This is a genomic window from Sphingosinithalassobacter sp. LHW66-3 (assembly GCF_050703275.1).
In the GTDB taxonomy this organism is placed as follows: Bacteria; Pseudomonadota; Alphaproteobacteria; order Sphingomonadales; family Sphingomonadaceae; genus Sphingomonas.
On sequence record NZ_CP193482.1, the window covers coordinates 2,784,607 to 2,806,401 of the forward strand.

A 21,795-nucleotide genomic window follows, 5' to 3' on the forward strand; every position below is an offset into this window, starting at 1 on the left:
CACTGCAGAACAAGCCAGGGAAGGGGGCTTCAATCATGAAGACACAGATTCGGATAGCAAGTCTGATGGGCGGGATTTCGCTCATTGCGAGCGCAACCGCCGCGATGGCGCAGGACGCAGTGCCGCTGCCCGGCGCCGCCGCTTCGGCCGGTGCCCAGGACGCGGCGCCGCCGCAGACCGCGGCCGACGTGCAAGATGCCACGCCCGAGGAGATTGTCGTCATCGGATCGCAGATCCGCGGCGCCGATGTCGCCGGGGCGCTGCCCGTCACGGTGTTCAACGAGCAGGATATCGACGCAATCGCGCCGACCAGCGGCGACGAGCTTTTCCGCGCCATCCCGCAGGCCGGTGACGTGGCGTTCAACGAAAGCCGCGACGCGGGCGGCATCAACGACGCGCGCGGCGACGTGGCCTCGATCAACCTGCGCGCACTTGGCACCGGCAACACGCTGGTGCTGCTCAACGGCCGCCGCATGGTGCTCCATCCGGGTACCCAGACCGAGAACCTGGTTCCCGTGCAGAGCGTCAACACCAACGCCATTCCGGTGATGGGCGTGCGCCGGGTCGAGGTGCTGCTCGACGGCGCAGCGGCGATCTACGGATCGGACGCGGTGGCCGGCGTGATCAACACCGTGCTGAAAGACAATCTCGACGGATTCCGCCTGACCGGCGAAGTCGGCTTTACCGACGAATCCGACCAGCATGAGTATCAGCTGGCGTTCGAAGGCGGGCACACCTTCAATGACGGGATGACGAACATTTCGGTGTTCGGCGCCTTCACGCACCGCGATCCGCTCTATGCCGTCGATCGCTTCAACGCCCGTTCCAGCGATATGCGGTCCCTGGTCGAAGGGACGCCGTTCGCAGGCGATTCGAATTTCGACAACACCTCGGTCGACGGCATGTGGGGCGAGTTCCTGCGGCTCAACAGCGACTATAGCCGTTCGAGCACGACCGCGCGGGTGAACGGCGCGGCGCTGACGACGAGCGGCGCCTTCCACATTCAGCCGGACACCAATGAGGGGTGCATCGCGCCTGGCCCGGTCGCCAACACCTGCTGGGACAATTCGACCCTCTCCACGCTGTCGACCGACAACAACCTCAAATATGACATCAACACCGAGCGGACGATTCTCGGTCGCAATCAGCGCTTCAACCTGTTCACCTTTCTCAACCACGAATTCGACAGCGGCATCCGCTTCTTCGGCGAGATCGGCTGGTACCACGCCGACTTCCAGTCGATCCGCGAGCAGGAGACCGCGCTGTCCAACCAGCGGCTGATCGTGCCTGCCAATGCCTATTGGAACCCGTTCGGCCCGGTCGGCAGCCCCAATCGAATCCCCGGCCTGACCGGCGTCTCCACCGCGGGCGTTCCGCTTGAGCTTCAGGATTACCGTCCGGTCGACGCCGGGCCGATGGTGGTCGATGTCGTCAACGACACCTATCGCTTCGTCGGTGGGTTCCGAGGACAGCTAGGCGGCTTCGACTGGGAAACCGCCGCGCTCTACTCGAAAGCGCGGACGGTCGATTCGATGCGCACGATCAGCCTCACGCTGTTTCAGGAGGCGCTCTCGCGCACCGACTCGAGCGCGTATAATCCGTTCAACGGCGGCGACCCGTTCGACCCGCAGCGGCGCGATTCGACTCCCAACGCGCGAAGCGTGATCGACAGCTTCATGGTCGACATCTCGCGTGCGAACGAGACCGAGCTGGCGCTCGCCGATTTCAAGATCAGCACCAACGATCTGTTTCGCCTGCCCGGCGGGCGCGTCGGCATGGCGGCGGGCGTCGAGTTCCGGCACGAGACCTTCTTCGACGATCGCGACGACCGGCTCGACGGTACCATCGTGTTCACTGCGCTGGACGGCAGCTCGAACGGCAGCGATGCGATGGGCGCCAGCCCGACTCCCGACAGCCGCGGCTCTCGGGAAGTCTATTCGGCGTTCCTCGAATTCGCGGTGCCGCTGGTCTCGCCCGAGCTCGACATCCCGCTCGTCCATTCGCTCGATCTCCAGCTCGCGGGCCGCGCCGAAAGCTATGAAGGCTTCGGCAGTGTCGCGAAGCCGAAGATCGCCGCGTCCTGGTATGTCTTCCCGCAGTTTCAGCTGCGCGGCTCCTGGTCGCAGGGCTTCCGGGCGCCGAACCTTCCGCAGCTGTTCGAGAACGGGGTCGAGCGGGCGAACACCCGCACCGACTGGATCCGCTGCGAGGCCGATCTGCGCGCCGGGCGGATCAGCAGCATCAACAACTGCGCCCAGGGGCAGAGCGTGGTCAGCAATCGCTCGGGCAGTCGCGATCTGACGCCGGAGGAATCGGACAATCTCTCGATCGGTGCCACCACTCAATTCGACTTCGGCGGCAACGGCGGGCGGTTGACTCTGACCGCGGACTATTGGGAAATCCGTCAGAAGGATGTGATCGGCATCCTCGGCGACAGCAACGCGCTGATCCTCGACTATCTGCTGCGCTTGCAGGGCTCGTCCAACCCGCTCGTCGAGCGGGCGGCGCCATCGCCCGAAGATATCGCCGATTTCGCAGGCACGGGCCTAGATCCGGTAGGCGACGTCATCCAGGTGTACGATTCCTACATCAACCTGACGCCGCGCACCGTCCGTGGCTTCGACCTCGGGCTCTATTATTCGGTGCAGGACACGGGCCTCGGCGATTTCTCGCTGCGGGTGAATGCGGCACGGTTGCTTGAGTTCTACCAGACGCCGGGCGAGGTCCAGCAGGAGCTGCTCGACGCGCAGGCGGCGGGCGTGATCCCGTCGACCATCACCATCCCCGGTGCCGAAGACCTGATCGAGCAGAACGGCCGTCCCAAATGGCGCGGCAGCGCGAGCCTGACTTGGCGCTCGGGCTCGTGGGGTGCGGGCTGGTACGGCTCTTACGTGGGCCCGGTGACCGACACCTCGGCATCGCTGGACGACGGCACGCGCTTCCGCGTGGACTCGCACATGACGCACAGCCTGTACGTCCAGTACACGGTTCGCGACGGAAGCGCGATGGACGGCACCCGCTTCCGGCTCGGTGCGCGCAACATCCTCGACGAGCTGCCGCCGATCGCCGACCAGACCTACGGCTACATCGGCGACCTCTACAGCAATCGCGGCCGCCAGGTGTACGCCTCGGTCAGCAAGCGGTTCTGACGATGATTCGCTCCGCAGCAATCGGCGGAGTGCTGTGCCTGACGATGCTGGCCGCGGCATCGTCAGGACGTACCTCGGAGCCGGGCGTCTCCCTTCGCCCGGCTCCGCTTTCCGCCCCGCGCACGATCGACGCGATCGTCGCGGGCGGCCGTGTGATCGACGGAAGCGGCGCCGCGCCGCGGAATAGCGAAGTGGGAATCGACGACGGCCGGATCGTCTATGTCGGACCCCGGCCGGCAGGCGTTACGGCAGAGCAGATGATCGACGCGACGGGGCTTACGGTGGTTCCCGGCTTCATCGATCCGCACACGCACTCGGGTTCGGACGCTCTGTCCGACGAACCGGGCCGACGGCTCCTCGCCAATCACTTGCTCCAGGGCGTGACGACGATCGTGATCGGCAACGATGGCGGTGGCGATCCCGATGTCGGCGCGGTCCTCACGCGATTGGATCGACAGCCGCCTGGCCCCAATGTCGCGGCTTTCGTCGGCTTCGGGGCCGTGCGCCGCCTGATTCTCGGCGAAGCGGATCGTGCGCCGACGGCGGACGAGCAGCGTCGGATGGAGGGGCTGGTCGGCGCGGCGATGTGCAATGGTGCGCTCGGCCTGTCGAGCGGGCTCTATTATGCGCCGCAGAGCTTCGCGCGTACCGAGGAAGTAATCGGTCTCGCCCGTGCTGCCGCCCGGCGCGACGGCATCTATGAAACGCATCTGCGCGACGAGGGCAGCAGCTCGATCGGGCTGCTTGCCGCGATCGAGGAGGCGCTGACGATCGCCGAATCCGCCGGGCTGCCGCTCCACATCGCCCATATCAAGGCGCTGGGAGTGGATGCGCAGGGCATGGCGCCGCGCGTGATCGCCCGGATCGCGCGCGCGCGCACCGAAGGACTGCGCGTGACGGCGGATCAATATCCCTGGGAAGCGTCGAGCACCCGTCTCGCCAGCGCACTCGTGCCGCGGTGGGCGATGGACGGCGGCCGCGCGGCGATGGTGGCGCGGCTGCGCGAGAACGGCGCGCGGCTTCGGGAGGGAATGGCCGAACAGTTGCGCGTGCGCGGCGGCGCGGGCGCGGTACTGTTGGTCGACGGCCGGTACCGGGGACAGCGGCTCGATGCGATCGCGAGCGAGTGGGATGTTGCGGCTCTGGACGCCGCGATCCGGCTGTTGATCGAAGAACCTGGCGCCGGCATCGTTTCCTTCAACATGGCCGACGCCGATATCGAGGCGTTCGCGCGGCAGTCGTGGGTCGTCGCCGGATCGGACGCCAGCGGCGGCCATCCGCGCGCCTATGGCAGCTTCGCGCGCCGCTGGCGGCTGTTCGTCCGCGAGCGGCCGGTGATGACCGAAACCGAGTTCGTCCGCCGCGCCAGCGCTACCACCGCAGATCTGTCGGGGCTGAAGGGGCGCGGGCGCCTGCTCGCCGGCCATGCCGCCGACATTGTGATCCTCGACCCCGCAGCGTACCGCGAGCACGCCACCTATGCGGCGCCGGAGCTTCCGGCGGCCGGCGTCCGCCATCTATTCGTCAACGGCCGCCTGGCCGTCGCAAATGGCGTACCGACCGGCACATTCGCCGGGCGCTTTCTCGCCAAGCCGCGCCAACCCGACTGGAATTGCCCGGAATGAACGACACCAACATGCCTCCGACAGCTCCCGCACCGACGAGCGATACCGGCGAGCGCTCGCCCGGGCCCCTTCGGCGGTCGCTGCGCTGGTGGTTCGGCGTGGCGCTGTGGAAGCGCATCCTGGCGGCGCTGGTGGTCGGTGCGGCGGTCGGCCTCGCCTGGGGGCCGGGGGTCACTGCGATTTCGTGGATCGGCGAACTTTTCATCCGACTGATCCGGATGCTGGTCGTGCCGCTGGTGTTTCTGACGATCGCCTCCGGGGTCGCCGCGCTTGCCGATCCGAAGCGGCTCGGGAGCATCGGTGTGAAGACGCTGGGGATGTATGTTCTCACCACTGCCCTGGCGGTGACGACCGGCCTTGTCGTGGCGACACTGCTCGCGCCGGGCGTCGGCGCGAGTTTCGCCGATGCGGCACCCCGTGCGGTCTCTCCGCCGCAGGACACCGCGCGCATGTTTCTCGAGATCGTGCCCGACAATCCGATCGGCGCCATGGCGAGCGGCGCCACCCTGTCGGTGATCTTCTTCGCCGTGCTGATCGGCGCGGGCGTGATCGCAGCGGGCAAGGAAGGCGAGCCGATTCGAAAGCTGCTGGCCAGCGGCAGCGAAGTGATGCTGAAGATCGTCGGCTTCGTGATGGAAACCGCGCCGTTCGGCGTCTTTGCGCTGATCGCCGTGGTCATGGGAACGAGCGGCCCGGCGAGCTTCTTCGCAGTGCTAAAGCTGGGCCTGTGCGTCGTCGTCGGCTCGGCGATCGTCACGCTGGTCATCCATGGCGGGATCGTGGTTCGGCTGATGGCGTGGCTGCCACCGCTACCCTTCTTCCGCGGCATCGCCGATGCGATCATGGTCGGATTCTCGACCTCGTCGAGTTCGGCGACGCTCCCGGTCGCGATCCGGGTGGCGGAGCGCAACCTTGGCGTCTCGCCGCCGGTTGCGTCGACCGTGCTGCCGCTCGGCGCGACGATCGGCATGGACGGGGCGGCGATGTATGTCGCGATGCTGACGCTCTTTGCGGCGCAGGCGTTCGGCGTTGATCTGACGTTCGGCGACTATCTGGTGATCGCCGGTACCACGACGATCGTTGCAATGGGGGTGGCGCCCGTGCCCTCGGGGTCGCTGTTCGTGCTCGCCGCCGTGCTCGCCGCGATCGGCGTGACGCCCGAACAGACCGCGATCGTCGTCGGGTTCATCCTGCCCTTCGATCGCATTCTCGACATGATCCGAACCATTCCGAACGTCACGTCGGACCTTTCCATCGCGACTGCGGTCGCCCGCTGGGAAGGCGAGATGGACGTGGCCGAATATCTTTCGAAGGACGACGTATGATCCGGTCGCCGCTGCGCCGTGCCGCGCTTCTCCTTGCCGGCATTCTGCTCGCGCTCGGCTCGCCTGTCTTTGCGCAGAGCCGGCATCTCCTCGAATATCCGTCGATCCATTCGCCGGTCGTCGGCACGCGCGGGATGGTGGTCAGCCAGAACGCGCTTGCCAGCGAAGTCGGAGCGCAGATCCTGCGCGACGGCGGTAACGCCGTGGATGCGGCGATCGCCGTCGGCTTCGCCCTCGCGGTCACGTTGCCGCGGGCCGGCAATATCGGCGGCGACGGCTTCATGACCGTCTATGATGCCGCCAGCGGCGAAGTGCGGGTGATCGACTTCCGCTCGGTCGCGCCGGCACGCGCGACGCCCGCGATGTTCGTCGATCCGCAGGGGCGCGAACGGCCCGAAAGCAGCTATGGCTATCTTGCTCCCGCAGTGCCGGGAACCGTCGCGGGGCTGGAATATGCCCACCGTAAGTGGGGAAGCCTGCCATGGGAGCGGCTGGTGGCGCCCGCGCTGGCGATGGCCCGCGACGGCGTGCGGCTGACCGCCGACGAGGCGTTCGTCTTCGGTTGGGGCCGCGAGCGCCTGGGCAACAGCGTTTCGGGACGCGCGACCTTCTACAAGTCGGACGGGTCGCTCTATGCCAAGGACGAGCTGCTCCGGCAGCCGGATCTCGCCTGGTCGCTCGGCGAGATCGCCCGCGAAGGCGCCGCCGCCTTCTATTCGGGCGAGATTGCGCGGCGGATCGAGGCCGACATGCGGGCGCACGGCGGGCTCATCACGCGCGCTGATCTCGCCGCCTATCGGCCGATCGAGCGCGATCCGCTGGTGGGCAGCTATCGCGGTACCACCATCTACACGACGCCTCCCGCCAGCGCCGGCGGCGCGGCGCTGCTCAACATGCTCAACATGCTCGAGCATTTCGATCTCCGCGAAATGGGTCTCGGCTCGGCGGCGTCGCTGCACGTGATGGCCGAGGCGATGAAGCTCGCCTATCTCGACCGCTACCAGTCGCTCGGCGATCCGGCGTTCGTGACCGCGCCGGTGCGCGGCTTCGTCTCCAAGGAATATGCCGCCGAGCGCGTGCGGCTGATCGATCCGGAGCACGCCACACCGATCGCCGAACTCGCGCCGGGCGACCCGCTCGCCTACGAGAGTCCGTCCACCACCCATTTCTCGGTTGCCGATGCCGCCGGAAACGTCGTCTCGACGACCTATACGCTGGGGTCGGACTTCGGTTCGGGGGTGATGATCGCGGGCACCGGCATCCTGCTCAACAACCAGATGAACAACTTCAGCCACGAACAGGCATGGGAGGCGCAGCGCACCGGAGCGCCGCCGCCGATGAACGCGCTCGAACCGGGCAAGCGGATGCTTTCGACGCAGATGCCGACGCTGGTGTTCAAAGACGGCAAGCCCTGGCTGGTCACCGGGACGCCGGGCGGCAGCACGATCATCACTTCGGTGCTGCAGGTCATCGTCAACACGATCGACTATGGCCTGAACGTCGCAGAGGCCACGCACCAGCCACGCATCTATCAGGGCACGACCGACACGCTCCGCGTCGAACCCAACTTCAATCCGGACACGGTGGCCGCGCTGCGGGCGCGGGGTCACCGCATTACCTCTGACGAGACCATGGGCAGCGCGCAGTCGATCATGATCGAGAACGGCCTGTTCCTCGGTGCGGCCGATCCGCGCCGTCCGGGCGCCGAGGCGGTCGAGCCGTGATGCGGGCGCTGCTGATCCTCGGAGCGGCGGCGCTTTCCGCCTGCGCTCCCGCCGGAACCGCGCAGCGAACGGCGATCGCGCCGCCGCCGCAAGCGCATTCGACTGCAGGGCAGGCGTTCGTCGCCGCCGCGCACCCGCTCGCCGCCGAAGCGGCCATCGCCGTGCTGCGCCGGGGCGGCAGTGCCGTCGACGCGGCAGTTGCAGTGCAGGCGATGCTCAGCCTGGTCGAGCCGCAGAGCTCGGGGCTGGGGGGCGGCGCGTTTCTTGTCCGCTACGATGCCGCAACCCGATCGGTCACCGTCTATGACGGGCGCGAAACGGCGCCTGCCGGAGCGACGCCGGACATGCTCCTCGATGCCGAAGGCAGGCCGCTGCCGTTCGCGACGGCGGTGCTGAGCGGCCGCGCGACGGGAGTGCCGGGCGTCGTGCGCATGCTGGGGCTGGCGCACGAGCGGCACGGCAGGCTCGCCTGGTCGGCGCTGTTCGACGAGACGATCGAGACCGCGGAGGCGGGTTTCACCGTCACACAGCGGCTCGAGCGGTTCGTTCATGGCGACGCGCCGCAGGCGAGCGCGCCCGATGTGGTCGCCTATTTCCGCAATGCGCGCGGCGAGAAGGTCCGCGCCGGCGACACGCTCCGCAATCCCGCCTATGCGGCCTTTCTCCGCAGGCTGGCTGACGGCGGTCCGGACGTCATGTACTCGGGTGAGACTCCGCGTCGGATCGTCGCCCGGCTGCATGAGGGCGCGCTGCCCAGCAGCATCACCGAGGCCGATTTCGCAGCCTATCGCCCGGTCGTTCGCGAGGGGCTGTGCAACGGCTATCGCGTATACGTCCTGTGCGTGCCGCCGCCACCGTCGAGCGGGGTCGGCCTGTTGCAGCTGATGGCGCTGGTCGAGCATACCGACATCGCCGAGCGCGGCCCCGCCGACCCGCTCGCCTGGGTGCAGTACGCCGAGGCGAGCCGCCTGATGTATGCCGATCGCGACGCCTATGTCGGCGACACGCCGGACGTGCCGGTCGCGGGCATGCTCGATCCCGGCTATGTGGCCTCTCGCGCCGCGCGGATCGGCCGTCGCGCCGGGCCGCCGCCGCAGCCGGGAACGCCGCCCGGGGTGGTCGCGGAATCCGGGGATGCGACGCAGGAGGTCGCCGGCACGTCGCATTTCATCATCATCGACGGCGAGGGCAACGCGGTGTCGATGACGACTACGGTCGAAAGCTATTTCGGCTCGGGCCGAATGGTCGACGGTTTCTTTCTCAACAATCAGATGACCGATTTCTCGTTCGTGCCGAGCGGGCCCAATGCGATCGCGCCCGGCAAGCGGCCGCGCTCGTCGATGACGCCGACGGTGATCCTCGATCGCGACCATCGGCTGGTGGGGGCGATCGGCTCGCCCGGCGGCAACGCGATCCTGGCCTATGTCTCGAAGGCACTGATCGGCGCGATCGACTGGAATCTACCGATGGCCGAGGCGATCGCGCTACCCAATCTCGTTGCCCGCGGCGCGCGGTTCGACGGCGAGGCGAGCAAGTTCCCGCCCGACATGCTGGGGGAGATGGCGACGCGAGGCGTGCTGGTCAGGCCCGGATCAGGCGAGGACTCGGGGCTTCACGGCGTCGTCCTTCGCAATGGCCGGTTCGACGGCGGCGCCGATCCGCGCCGCGACGGAGTGGCGCGCACCATCACACTCGAGAGGAGGGACTGACGATGCGCCTGCCGCTTGTTCTTGCCGCGATGGCGATGATGCTCGCTGCTGCGCCGATCGCGGCGCAGGAAGTCACCGTCGAGCAGGTTGCGTTCCCGAGCCGCGACGGCGAGACGCAACTGGTCGGCTATGTGTTCAAATCCGACGACGCGAATGGCCCCGCCCCCGCAGTGGTGATGCTGCACGGCCGGTCGGGCGCCTATTCGAGCCGCGCCGAGGGGCGCTACGACGCCACGACCCTGTCGGCGCGGCACAAGGCGTGGGGCAGGCTGCTCGCCCGCCGCGGCTATGTCGCGCTGATGCTCGACGATTTCGGGCCGCTCGGCTTTCCGCAGGGCTTCGGCCGGTTCACCTATGACGAACGGCCCGAGCAACTCGACGAAGTGGCGCGGCGTCCGCTCCATGCCTATGGCGCGCTGCGTTACCTGCGGACCCGCGCGGATGTCGACGGGGCGCGAGTGGCGTTGCTCGGCTGGTCGAATGGGGGCAGTGCGACGCTGGCGGCGATGGCCGACGACAAGCCTGGCGACATGCAGGCGATCGGCTTTCGCACCGGCGTCGCGCTTTATCCCGGCTGCGGGCTGAAGGGGCGGTTCGATCGCAGCGGCTATGTGCCCTATAATCCGGTGCGGGTGTTCATGGGATCGGCCGACGCCGAAGTGTCGCCGACCCTGTGCCAGCGCTTCGTGCGGCGTTCGCGCAACCGCGGCGGCGACATTGAGATCCGCATGTTCGAGGGCGCTGAGCACAGCTATGACACGCCGATCCGGTCCCGCCAGTCGGTGCCTGCCAACGCCGCGGCGAAAGCGGCGACCGAAGCCGAAATCCTCTCCTGGCTGGATGCGAAGCTGAAAGGCGAATGACATGTCGGACCTCACTCCCTTCCATGTCGCTTTCCCGGTCGATGATCTGGATGCGGCGCGGCATTTCTACGGCACCGTGCTGGGCTGTCCCGAAGGACGCAGCGCCAGCGACTGGATCGACTTCGACCTGTTCGGCCACCAGATCGTGGCGCATTGCGTCGGCCAACGGCGCGAGGCGATCGCAGGGCACAATCCGGTCGACGGGCATTCGGTGCCGGTGCCGCATTTCGGCGTCGTGCTGCGGCCCGACGACTGGCGGGCGCTGGCCGATCGGCTGAAGGCGCAGGGCGTGGCGTTCGTGATCGAGCCCTACACCCGCTTCGCCGGCGAACCGGGTGAGCAATCGACGATGTTCTTCCACGATCCGGCGGGCAATGCGCTCGAGTTCAAGGCGTTCGCCGACATGGGGCAGTTGTTCGCGAAATAGCAGGGGGTGGAAATGGCGGATGCAGGGACGCCGGGCGGGGGCCGGCTGGCAGTGGCGCTGATGCTGGCGGCGATGGCGCTTCCGGCGCAGGCGCAGGCGCAGGCGCTGCCTACGGTCGCAGCGGCGCAGCATGCAGTCTCCGGGCAGGTGCGGGTGGTTGGCGGTAGCGTCGATCCCGCGATGCTCGACGTGCGGCTGAACGGCGAACCGGTGACGGTCGACGGCAGTGGCCGGATTGCCGGAGCGGTCGTTCGTGCCGAGCGCTACCAACTGCGCGTCGCGGGGGCAGCCGTTTTCCCAGCCACTTACGACTTCGCGGGCGCCGAGGTGGCCGGAGCCGACGGCGGGATCGTGCTGCCGCCGGTTGAGGCGGTGGCGCGCGCGCCCGGCCGCGTCGAACTCTTCTTCGGCGGCGATGCGATGATCGGCCGCCGATTCGAAACGCCGATCTGGGGCGAGCCGGTGCGCGTCCGGCAGGCGACGCGAGCGGCCGACATGGCGGCGCTGCTCGCGCCGATGCGGCCCTATTTCGAGTCCTCGGATCTGGCGTCGGTCAACCTTGAAACGGTGCTCGCCACCGCGACGCCCGGCGATGCCCCCGACAAGTCGGTGGTGTTCTTCACCCACAGCGATGCGGCGGGCGCGCTGGCCAGCGCGGGGATCGACTTCGTCACCCTCGGCAACAACCATGTCTACGACTTTCTTGAGCCGGGCCTTGGCTCGACCGTCGCGGCGCTCGACACTGCTGGCCTTCGCTGGTCGGGCGCGGGTGCGAACGAGAGCGAGGCTCTGCGCGCCGCACGGATCGCTCTGGGCGGCAGCCGCTTCGCGATGCTCGGCTATGTCGGCTGGCAGGGCCGCGTCGAACCGAACCAGGTGGCGGGTCCGGACAAGGGCGGCGCGGCGTTCGGCACCGACGCCAGCATCGCCGAGTCGGTGCGGCGCGAAGTGGCCGCCGGCTGGGCGCCGATCGTCCAGTATCACGGCAGCACCGAATATTCGGCCCGCCCGACGGAGATCAGCGAACGCCGGATGAAGCGCGCGATCGATGAAGGCGCGGCACTCGTCGTCGCGCACCATCCGCATGTGCCGCAGGGATTCGAACTCTACCGCGGCCGACTAATCGCCTATTCGCTGGGCAATTTCCTGTTCGACCAGTATTTTCCGGAGACGCACGGCAGCATCGCGCTGAAGGTCTGGATGGATGGCGACCGCCTGTTCCGGGCCGAGATCGTGCCTCTCCAGATTCTCGATTATCGGCCGGTCCCGGCGCTGGGCGGCGTTCGCCAGGCGATGCTGCGCCGGATCGTGGCGCTGTCCGCCGAGCGCGCGACACCGATCGCGCTGGTCGGCGGGCATGGCGTCATCGTTCCGGAAGGCAGCGCCGCTGCCGCGGGCTGTGCCCAGCCCTATGGTGCGGGGCTGATCGAAAACCGATTCCCGATCTCCGGAGCGCCCGGGCAGTGCAGTCGCGCCGCGGAGGTGGCGCGTGGCCGAGACCTGCTGATGCGCGGCGACTTCGAGGCGGTTCGCTTCGACGATGCCGTCGACCGCAGCTGGGCGACGACCGGAGCGACGCTCGCGTTCGAGCCGGTCGGTCGATCGGGCGGAGTTGCGCTGGTGCTTCGCCCCAGCGGAACCGATGCGGCGTCGGTTGCACCCAAAAGCTATTTCCGCCCGGCCGGAGCGGGCCGATATAGTTTCGCCGGCTGGATCAAAAGCGCGGCGCCGGCCCGGGTCGAGGCGCTGGTGCAGTTCCACCCGTCCGGCAGCGCGCGCTTCGAAGCCCTCGAAACCGCACCTTGGCAATCGGTCGGCGCGGCCGAGATCGGCGGCGGCGACTGGCAGTTCTTCCGGTTCGACTTCACCGCCGAAGAGCGACTGCCGCTCCGTCCGATGCTTCGGCTGAGCGGCGCGACCGACGCGACCCTGGACGACGTCGCCTTCATCGCCTGGGACGAGAGCGATGGCGCGCCGGGAGACTGGTCGCACGGCGAGTGAGGGGGCCTGCCGCTTCGTGCGAGGGCAGCGGCGTGGTGATCCGCCACTGCGCTCCCCTCGCAGAATGCGCCGGTAGTGCGGCCCCGCGCCCTTTAGAAGCTGATCCGTGCCGCGAGGCGGACGTCGCGCCCGGCGAGCGGCACGAAATCCTTGGTGAACGACGCGTGGCGACGCGCCTCGACATCGAAGATGTTGTTCGCCGAAAGCGTCAGGACCGTTTCGCTGCGCGCGAACGGGCGCCAGTTGACCGAGGCGTTGACGAAAGTGAACGCATCGGTCGGCGTCTCGAACGCCGCGACGCGGGTCTGCTCGGTGACATGCTCGACTTCGACCCGGCCGCCGAAGGCGCCGGCCGTGGCCGACAGGCCGCCCAGCACCCGCAGCGGCGGAATGCGCGGAACCGGCGAATCGCTGTCGGTGAGCTCGGCATTCACATAATCGGCGACCACATTCGCCGTCAGGCCGAAGCTTTCGCTGTTCACGATCCGTGCGGTCACTTCGCCTTCGGCGCCATAGTAGCGCGCGTCGGCTTGGGCATATTGGAACAGCGGCAGTTCGTCGGCTTCCAGCCCGGTGTCGACTTCATAGATATAATCGTCGAACCAGGTGGCATAGGCGCTGATCTGGAAGGTCAGCGGCCCGGTGGCGCCGCGGGCGAATACTTCGGCGCCCCAGCTCTTTTCGGTATCGAAATAGGGATTGCCGACTTCGAATGCCTGGGTGGCAATGTGCGGGCCGTTCGAGAACAGCTCCTCGGCCGAAGGCGCGCGCACCGCGCGCGAGCCGGTGGCGCCGATGCGGATGCCGGGCGCGACTGCATAGGTGAGGCTCACCGCGCCCGAGAAAGCGTCGAAGTTGCGATCGACGGCGATGATCTCCTGATCGTCTTCGAGCCCGATCGCCACGCTGTTCGACCGTACGCCCGTGTGCTCGTAACGGCCGGCGAATTCGAGCCCCAGCGCGCCGAAATCGAGCTCCTGCAGCGCGAAGATGCCGTACTGATCGGTCGTGTTCGGCGGAACGAACGCTTCGGCGCCGATCGCCGAGAAGTTGCGCGTATAACCCTGGAAGCCGATCACGCCCCGCCAGTTGCCGCGATCCGCCTGCACAAGCTCGAGACGCCCTTCGAAAGCCTCGGAATTGAACACGGTGCCGACTTCGTCGCCTTCGAACTCGGTATGCTCATAGTCGGCGAAACCGACGCGGACGCGGATCTGATCGAGAAAGCTGCCGCCGACGTTCACTTCGCCGCGCATGTCGGCGCGGAACTGCTCCACGCCGATGGTGACGGCTTCCTCGCCGTGCTCGTGACCTTCCTCTTCCTCGGGCTCCTCTTCACCTTCCTCGTGGTGATGATGCGCCCCGGGGCGGGCGGGCACGCCATAGTCGCTGTTGTAATAGCCCAGCGAGAAACCGAGGCTGCCGCCGTCGTTCACGATCGCAAGGCCGGTGCCCAGCGTGTAGGTTTCGGTGGCACTGTTGGGCAGGCGACCGCGCTGGTCGGCGAGTTCGAGCGCTTCCTCGGCCTCGTCGAGATGGCCTTCCTCCGCCTCTTCCTCGGCGATCTCGAGCTGCTCGGCGCGAAGCTCGGGCGACAGGACATAGCCGCCCACGCGCAGATCGTCGGTCTTGCGATAGCTGCCGTCGACGTGGAACACGATCGAAGGGGTCAGCGACACGTCCGCCGCGCCGCCGATGCTGCGCTCGTCAGCCGCCGAACCGAGCGTGCCGATCGCATCGACGTGGAAGCCGTTCTCGGGCGCGGCACGCGGGATGCGGCGATCAATCACATTGACCGCGCCGCCGATCGCCTGACTGCCGAACAGCAGCACGGCGGGGCCACGCAGGATCTCGATCCGCTCGGCGGTGAGCGGATCGATCGTCACCCCATGATCGGTCGAGGTGTTCGACACGTCGAGCGAGCCCAGGCCGTCGGTGAGCACGCGCACGCGCTCGCCTTGGAACCCGCGGATGACGGGGCGCGAGGCACCGGGGCTGAACGACGTGGCCGAAACGCCGGGCTGGCTGACGAGCGTATCGCCGATCTGCGGGCGGATATCGCGGATCAGCTCCTCGCCCGAAACGACAGTGGTGCCGGCCAGCACGTCGAGATCGCGTACATAGGGCGCGGTGACGACGAGCGCTTCCGATTGCTCGCCATGGACGACGTCGCGCTGCTGCTGCGCTGGCGCATCCTGCCCGCTGGTTTGAGCGAATGCCGGCGGCGCGACGAATGCCGCGGAGGCGAGCAGCAGGCCGAGGGTGCGCATGTGAGTCTCCATGATCTTGGACCGCTGAAACGATATGGTACAACGTCCCTGAATCGTTCCGAGCACTATGGCGTGGGCGAGTGCTGTTAGCGCGCGTGAGCAACTGCGGCAAGCATGTTATACCATCGCATCGTGGAGGATTGTGCCACCGCGCCCACGCGGTGCCTGCTGCCTGCCGACGATCGCGAGGCGCACGGAGACCGAGGAGCCAAGCCCGGGCCGATCCGGCGGCCGCTGAGCCCTGCGGTGCGTGGTCCGAGCGGAAACCACGGAAAACCGCCGAAGGTCGCACAAAGGTCGCACCTCAACGCGCACGCGCGCGCCCTCGCGCGCCCTCGCGCGCACGTGGGCGCCGTTCCGACGCGCACGCGTTCCGGCTCCGGAAACGGTGCGAAGGGGGAGGCCGAAGCGGGCGTGCGACATGGACGTCCTCCGAGTGGGGACTCTCCCGATATGCGTGATCGGCGCCTGTAGGACAGCGAAATCTTCGCTGTCCGTGGCGAAATGCCTCCAAAAGCGAGCGGGTCGCCAGGCGGACCATCAATGGCAGCGTGGGCGAGGCACGGGCTCCACGATGCCGCCGGGCCGAGACGGCCGACGTGGTGCCCGCCGGGCCGCGCACGTCACCCCGAAAGAGCGCGCCGCGCCGCCGCGGTTGACAATTTCTCTGATCGGGATCAAGATTTCATTTCGGGATAGCAATGCGACAGGTTGGGCCGTTGCCGAAACGCCCAGGCACGATCGGAGGGGGAGTTACCGTGGGACTTCGCAAGCTTTTCATCACCACCATGCTGATCCTGCTCGCGGGCGTCGGCGTGGGCGTTGCGCAGGACTCGCTGACGCCGCCGACAGTGCCCGCTCCGGCTACGCAAGGCGTTTCGCCGGCGCCTGATCTTCCCTCGCCCGGCGCCGGCGAAGCACTGACGCGGCAGGATCTCGACGCCTGGCTCGACGGAATGGTGCCCTATGCACTGCGCACCGGCGATCTTGCCGGGGCTGTGATCGTGGTGGTGAAGGACGGGCAGGTGCTCACCAGCCGCGGCTATGGCTATGCCGACGTCGAGGATCGCACGCCGGTCGATCCGGCGAGCACGCTGTTCCGCCCCGGATCGGTTTCGAAGCTCTTCACCTGGACGGCAGTGATGCAGCTCGTCGAACAGGGCAAGATCGATCTCGACGCCGATGTGAACCAGTATCTCGACTTCGAGATTCCCGCGAAGCACGGCCGGCCGGTGACGATGCGCCAGATCATGACGCACACTGCGGGATTCGAGGAACAGGGCAAGGGGCTGATCTTCTTCGACGCCGAGGACATCCAGCCGCTCGGCCCGTTCCTCGCCAGCAACATCCCCGACCGGATCTTCGAGCCGGGTACGACTCCGGCCTATTCCAACTATGCGACTGCGCTTGCCGGCTATATCGTCCAGCGGCTCTCGGGCGAGCCGTTCGACGATTACGTCGACCGCCACATCTTCACGCCGCTCGGCATGGAGAATTCGACGATGCGGCAGCCGCTGCCCGAGCGGCTACAGGGCCAGATGGCCACCGGCTATCGGCTCGGCAGCGGCGAGGGGCAGGAGTTCGAGATCGTCGGTCCGGCCCCCGCGGGAAGCCTGTCGTCGACCGGCAACGACATGGCGAACTTCATGATCGCGCATCTCCAGAACGGCGAATTCAACGGCAACCGCATCCTGCAGGCGGAAACCGCCCGCATGATGCACGATACGCCGCTCACGCTGATGCCGCCGCTCAATCGCATGCAGCTCGGCTTTTACGAAAGCGACATCAACGGCCGCGACGTGATTTCGCACGGCGGCGACACGATGTTCTTTCACAGCGAGCTGCACCTGTTCCTGGACGAGAATGTCGGCTTCTTCCTGTCGGTGAACAGCACCGGCCGCGACGGCGCCGCCGGCACGATCCGGACGATCCTATTCGAGGAATTCGCCGACCGCTATTTCCCCGGGCCGGAGATCACGACTAGCGTCGACCAGGAAACCGCCGTCGAGCATGCGCGGATGCTGGCCGGCAACTGGCAGCCGTCGCGCCGGTTCGCGAGCAGCTTCATGGCGATCGGCGGGTTGCTGAGCCAGGTGACCATCGCCCCCGACGGCGAGGGCGGGCTGGTGATCCCGTTCCTGCAAGGCGAGGACGGCCAGCCGCGCCAATGGGTCGAGGTGGAGCCTTTCGTCTGGAAGGACCGGAACAGCCACGAGGTGCTGGCGGCCAAGGTGGTGGACGGCAAGGTCGTGCGCGTCGCGGTGGGCTCGTGGGCGCCGTTCACCGTGTTCGACCGCGTGCCCGCGTCCGTCTCTGCGAGCTGGCTGCTGCCGGCGCTCTATTTCGCGCTCGCGGTGCTCGCGCTGACGGTGCTGCTGTGGCCGATCCGCGCGCTCGTCCGCCGCTATTATCGCGCGCCGCTGGGGCTCACCGGGCGCGTGCTGCTGGCACATCGGCTGTCGCGGCTGTTCGCACTGCTGATCCTGGCGGTGTTCCTCGGCTGGATCTGGGCGATCAGCGCGATGAGTTCGGACCTGACGCTGTTCAGCTCGGCGATGGACCCGTGGCTGTGGCTGCTCCAGATCGCCGGCCTGATCGCGTTCGTCGGCGGAACCGGCGTGATGGCCTGGAACGTCTGGGTGGCGTTCCATGCGAAGCGGCGCTGGACCGCGAGGCTGTGGAGCATCTGTCTGCTGATTGCGGCGCTGGTGCTGCTGTGGATCGCGCTCCAGTTCAACCTGCTGGCCTTCTCGGTCCAGTTCTGAGCCGGTGCGCGCGGCGACCGGCCGCGCGCACCGCTCCGGCGGCTTGCGCAATGAGCCGAGGGCGATTGACATTCTCCGTTCAGGACATATTGTTTCCGCATAGAGAAGTTGCTGCGGGCCCATCGGTTTCCGGGAGCGGCGATGCGGAGATGAACATGCACCCAACCGACGAGGCGCCGCGATGAGCATTGCAAAAGCCGAGCGCGCCGAGCGCTGGACCGAGACCGAGGCGGAGCCGATGGCGGCCGGCACGCTGCCGACGCCCTATCTGCTGTTCCTGGGCGATGTGACTTCGCCCGGATTCGCCAAGACCGCGTTCGGGCTGCGCGACTGGGCGAGCGACCGCTGCGTCGGCGAATTCGCGCTGCCGGGAGGGACGGTTTCGACAGGACTTCCGGCGATGACGCCGCGCGAAGCCTATGCACAGGGCGCGCGGGCGCTGGTGATCGGCGTCGCCAACATCGGCGGCGTGATTCCCCGCTCGTGGCTGCCGCCGCTCGTCGAGGCGCTCGAGGCGGGACTCGATATCATCGCCGGCATGCACTCGCGGCTGGCCGACATTCCCGAAGTGAATGCGGCGGCGACGCGGCTGGGCCGGCGGCTGATCGACGTGCGCCGGGCGCCGACCGACCTTCCGATCGCGACCGGCCGCAAGCGCAGCGGCAAGCGCATCCTGACGGTGGGCACCGATTGCGCGCTGGGCAAGAAATATGCCGCGCTGGCGATCGCCAGGGGCCTTGCCGACCGCGGCGTGGCCGCCGATTTCCGCGCGAGCGGCCAGACCGGCATCCTGATCGCCGGCAGCGGCATCCCCATGGACGCGGTGGTGGCGGACTTCGCGGCCGGTGCGGCCGAGCAGCTGAGCCCGGACGCCGCGGCCGATCATTGGGATGTGATCGAAGGCCAGGGGTCGCTGTTCCACCCGTCGTTCGCCGGCGTGTCGCTGGCGCTGCTGCACGGCAGCCAGCCCGATGTGTTCGTGGTATGCCACCAGCCCGGGCGGGAGCAGATGCTGGGGATGGAGGCCTTTGCGGTGCCGCCGATCGAGGCAGTGATCGAACAGACCGTCGCGCTGGGGCGGCTGACCAATCCGGCGATCCGCTGCGGCGGGGTGTCGCTCAACACCGCGCACCTCTCGCCCGGCGAGGCCGACGCGCTGATCGCGGCCGAGAGCGACCGGCTGGGGCTCCCGGCGGCCGATCCGATCCGCCGCGGCCCTGCGTTCGACGCGCTGCTCGATTCCTGTCTCGCATGAGCCATCGCCCCTCCGCCTTTCAGCGCTTCCTGCTTCCGAGCTTCGCTCTGAAGGCGGTGGTGATCGGCGGAGGCTATGCGACGGGGCGCGAACTCGCCGAATTCTTCCTGCCGAGCGGGCCCTGGGGCGGCGTGGCGGCGATCCTGCTGGCGATGGCGATCTGGAGCCTGGTGACGGCGCTCACCTTCCTCTTCGCCCGCCGCATCGCCGCGCTCGACTATCGCAGCTTCTTCAAGGCGCTGCTCGGGCCGGCGGCGCCGCTGTTCGAAGTCGCCTATCTGCTGTTCGTGATCCTGATCCTCGCGGTGTTCGGCGCCGCGGCGGGCGCGCTGGGCGAATCGGCGCTCGGCTGGCCGACGATCGGCGGGACGCTGGCACTGATGGGGTGCATCGCCGTCATTTCGATGTTCGGCAATGACTCGGTCGAGCGGATGTTCAAATATCTCTCGATCGGGATCTACGCGACCTATGCGCTGTTCCTGGTGCTGGCGGTGAGCCGCTTCGGCGGGCGCATCGCGGAAGGGTTCGCCCAGCCGGTGCCGGCGACCAACTGGTTCGCGAACGGCGTCACCTATGCCAGCTACAATATCGTCGCCGCGGTCGTGATCCTGCCGGTGGTGCGCCATTTCACCAGCAACCGCGACGCAGTGATCGCCGGCGCGATCGCCGGGCCGATGGCGATGTGGCCGGCGCTGGCATTCTACATCTGCATGATCGCCTATTATCCCGCGATCGGCGACGAGACGCTGCCGTCGGACTTTCTGCTCGGCCAGCTCGGCGTTCCGGCCTTTCACCTGGTGTTTCAGGCGATGATCTTCGCCGCGCTGCTCGAAAGCGGAGTCGGCGTGGTGCATGCGATCAACGAGCGCGTGTCGCATGTGGTGGAGCAGCGGCGCGGCACTTCGCTGTCGGTGCAGGCGCGGCTCGGCATCGCCGCGGTGCTGCTGATCGGGTGCATGCTGCTGGCCGACCGCTTCGGGCTCGTGGCGCTGATCGCCAACGGCTATCGCGCGCTCGCCTGGATGTTTCTGGCGGTATACGTGCTGCCGCTGCTCACGATCGGCGTGGTGCGGATCGTGCGCGACTCCCCCCGTCGATCCGTGGAGGACCTATGAAACGGCTGATCCTGTTGTGCCTGTGCTTTGCCGCCAGCCCGGCGCTCGCCGATCCGCCGGCCGGTTTCGAAGCGCGGGTCGAGGCGCTGCGGCAGCAGCTCGACGTGCCCGGCGTCGCCATCGCGATCGTCGAGGATGGCGAGACGGTGCTGGCGCGCGGCTGGGGGGTGCGCGCCGCGGGCGGCAACGAACCGGTGACCGCGGATACGCTGTTCCTGATCGGATCGGCGAGCAAGGCATTCACTGCCGCCGCGCTGGCGACGCTGGTGGACGAGGGCCGGCTCGACTGGGACGATCCGGTCATCGAGCATTTCCCCGAATTCCAGATGTACGATCCGTGGGTGACGCGCGAGATCACGGTGCGCGACCTGCTCGTCCATCGCAGCGGCCTGGGCCTCGGCGCGGGCGATCTGCTGTTCGTGCCGCGTTCGAACATCCCGCGCGCCGAAGCGGTGCGGCGGCTGCGCCATATCGCACCGGCGACCAGTTTCCGCAGCGGCTATGCCTATGACAACGTCCTCTACATGGTCGCGGGCCAGCTGATCGAGGAAGTGACCGGCCAACGCTGGGAGGACTATGTCGTCGAGCATCTCCTGCGCCCGGCAGGGATGCTGCGATCGACCAGCAACGAGCCGGCGCGGCTCGCCACGCCCGATCGCGCGCAGGCGCATGCGCGGCTGGGCGGGCCGATCCGCGGCATCGGCACGCTCCGGATCCTCGACGAGCGCGAAAGCCTGGCTCCGAGCTCAGCCCCCGCCGGCGGCATCGCCAGCAGCGCGAACGAACTGGCGCAATGGCTGAAGATCCAGCTCGCCCATGGCGCCTTGCCGAACGGCGAGGGGCGGGTGTTCAGCGAGGAAGCCGGCCGCGAAATGTGGGACCCGGTGGTGCTGCTGCCGACCCGCAGCTCCTCGGGACCAATGGCGGTGCTCGATCCGATGTTCTCCACCTATGCGCTCGGCTGGAGCGTGCAGGAATATCGCGGCGCGAAGATCGTCTCGCATGGCGGCGCGGTGTTCGGATCGCTGACGATGGTGGCGATGATCCCGGAGGAGAATGTCGGTTTCTCGATCACCGTGAACAGCGAGGAAGGCGAGCTGGTTCGCGGCCTCTTCTACGAACTGCTCGACCATTATCTCGACAAGCCGCGCGGCGACTGGCCCGAGAAGCTGGCCGAGATGAAGCAGCAGCGGATCGCGGCGGCAGTCGCGCAGCTGGAAAGCGCCGAGGCGCAACCGGCCGAGGTCGGCCCGTCGCTCGCGCTCGACCGCTACGCCGGTACGTATAGCGACGCCTGGTACGGCGACATCGAAGTGGCGCGTTCGGGCGACGGGCTGACGATCGACTTCAAGTCGACGCCGAACATGGGCGGCCGGCTGGAGCATTGGCAGTATGACACGTTCGTCACGCGTTTCACCGATCCGGGGATCGAGCCGGCCTATGTCACCTTCGCGCTCGATGCCGACGGCAAGGTCGAGCGCGTGACGATGAAGCCGGTATCGCCGCTGGCGGACTTCAGCTGGGATTATCAGCACTTGCTGTTCCGGCCCGCCGCCGAGTGAACTGC

13 protein-coding genes are annotated in these 21,795 nt (G+C 67.9%); 12 read left to right on the forward strand and 1 reads right to left on the reverse strand.

What is annotated here, in order from left to right; translation table 11 throughout:
- The first annotated feature begins 35 nt into the window (after positions 1-35).
- The 8 genes from ACQ450_RS13695 to ACQ450_RS13730 are packed head-to-tail and all read left to right on the forward strand — an operon-like array spanning position 36 to position 12,823.
- Complete coding sequence (locus ACQ450_RS13695; RefSeq protein ID WP_431469686.1) at positions 36-3,149, forward strand: TonB-dependent receptor domain-containing protein; 3,114 nt, start codon at positions 36-38, stop codon at positions 3,147-3,149.
- A 2-nt stretch (positions 3,150-3,151) separates the two neighbouring features.
- Complete coding sequence (locus tag ACQ450_RS13700; protein WP_431469687.1) at positions 3,152-4,774, forward strand: N-acyl-D-amino-acid deacylase family protein; 1,623 nt, start codon at positions 3,152-3,154, stop codon at positions 4,772-4,774.
- On the forward strand, positions 4,771-6,099 hold the full coding sequence (locus tag ACQ450_RS13705) for a dicarboxylate/amino acid:cation symporter (RefSeq protein ID WP_262503890.1): 1,329 nt from the start codon (positions 4,771-4,773) through the stop codon (positions 6,097-6,099). The genes ACQ450_RS13700 and ACQ450_RS13705 overlap by 4 nt, the downstream gene beginning before the upstream one ends.
- Entirely contained in the window at positions 6,096-7,823 is a 1,728-nt protein-coding gene (gene ggt, locus ACQ450_RS13710) for a gamma-glutamyltransferase (RefSeq protein WP_431469688.1), read from the forward strand. Before ACQ450_RS13705 ends, ggt begins: the two co-directional genes overlap by 4 nt.
- Positions 7,823-9,532, forward strand: a complete 1,710-nt coding sequence (locus tag ACQ450_RS13715) for a gamma-glutamyltransferase family protein (RefSeq protein ID WP_431471234.1) — start codon at positions 7,823-7,825, stop codon at positions 9,530-9,532. Before ggt ends, ACQ450_RS13715 begins: the two co-directional genes overlap by 1 nt.
- Positions 9,533-9,534: 2 nt before the next feature.
- Positions 9,535-10,395 (forward strand): dienelactone hydrolase family protein, encoded by an 861-nt coding sequence (locus tag ACQ450_RS13720; protein WP_188054267.1) that lies wholly within the window; start codon positions 9,535-9,537, stop codon positions 10,393-10,395.
- A 1-nt stretch (position 10,396) separates the two neighbouring features.
- Positions 10,397-10,822 (forward strand): VOC family protein, encoded by a 426-nt coding sequence (locus tag ACQ450_RS13725; protein ID WP_188054268.1) that lies wholly within the window; start codon positions 10,397-10,399, stop codon positions 10,820-10,822.
- Positions 10,823-10,834: 12 nt separating this feature from the next.
- Entirely contained in the window at positions 10,835-12,823 is a 1,989-nt protein-coding gene (locus tag ACQ450_RS13730) for a CapA family protein (RefSeq protein WP_431469689.1), read from the forward strand.
- Positions 12,824-12,915: 92 nt separating this feature from the next.
- On the opposite strand, the gene ACQ450_RS13735 is transcribed toward ACQ450_RS13730, so the two are convergent.
- Positions 12,916-15,093, reverse strand: a complete 2,178-nt coding sequence (locus ACQ450_RS13735; RefSeq protein ID WP_431469690.1) for a TonB-dependent receptor — start codon at positions 15,091-15,093, stop codon at positions 12,916-12,918.
- 758 nt (positions 15,094-15,851) lie between these two features.
- Here ACQ450_RS13735 and ACQ450_RS13740 point away from each other — a divergent pair.
- The 4 genes from ACQ450_RS13740 (at position 15,852) to ACQ450_RS13755 (ending at position 21,790) form a co-directional block, all read left to right on the forward strand.
- The gene (locus tag ACQ450_RS13740; protein ID WP_431469691.1) at positions 15,852-17,858 is read left to right on the forward strand and encodes a serine hydrolase domain-containing protein; all 2,007 of its coding nucleotides are present in this window, start codon (positions 15,852-15,854) and stop codon (positions 17,856-17,858) included.
- Positions 17,859-18,096: 238 nt separating this feature from the next.
- A complete protein-coding gene (locus ACQ450_RS13745) occupies positions 18,097-19,113 on the forward strand; it encodes a DUF1611 domain-containing protein (RefSeq protein ID WP_431471235.1) in 1,017 nt (338 codons plus the stop codon).
- The gene (locus tag ACQ450_RS13750; RefSeq protein ID WP_188054273.1) at positions 19,110-20,228 is read left to right on the forward strand and encodes a YkvI family membrane protein; all 1,119 of its coding nucleotides are present in this window, start codon (positions 19,110-19,112) and stop codon (positions 20,226-20,228) included. Before ACQ450_RS13745 ends, ACQ450_RS13750 begins: the two co-directional genes overlap by 4 nt.
- Positions 20,225-21,790 (forward strand): serine hydrolase, encoded by a 1,566-nt coding sequence (locus ACQ450_RS13755; protein ID WP_431469692.1) that lies wholly within the window; start codon positions 20,225-20,227, stop codon positions 21,788-21,790. Before ACQ450_RS13750 ends, ACQ450_RS13755 begins: the two co-directional genes overlap by 4 nt.
- Positions 21,791-21,795 lie beyond the last annotated feature (5 nt).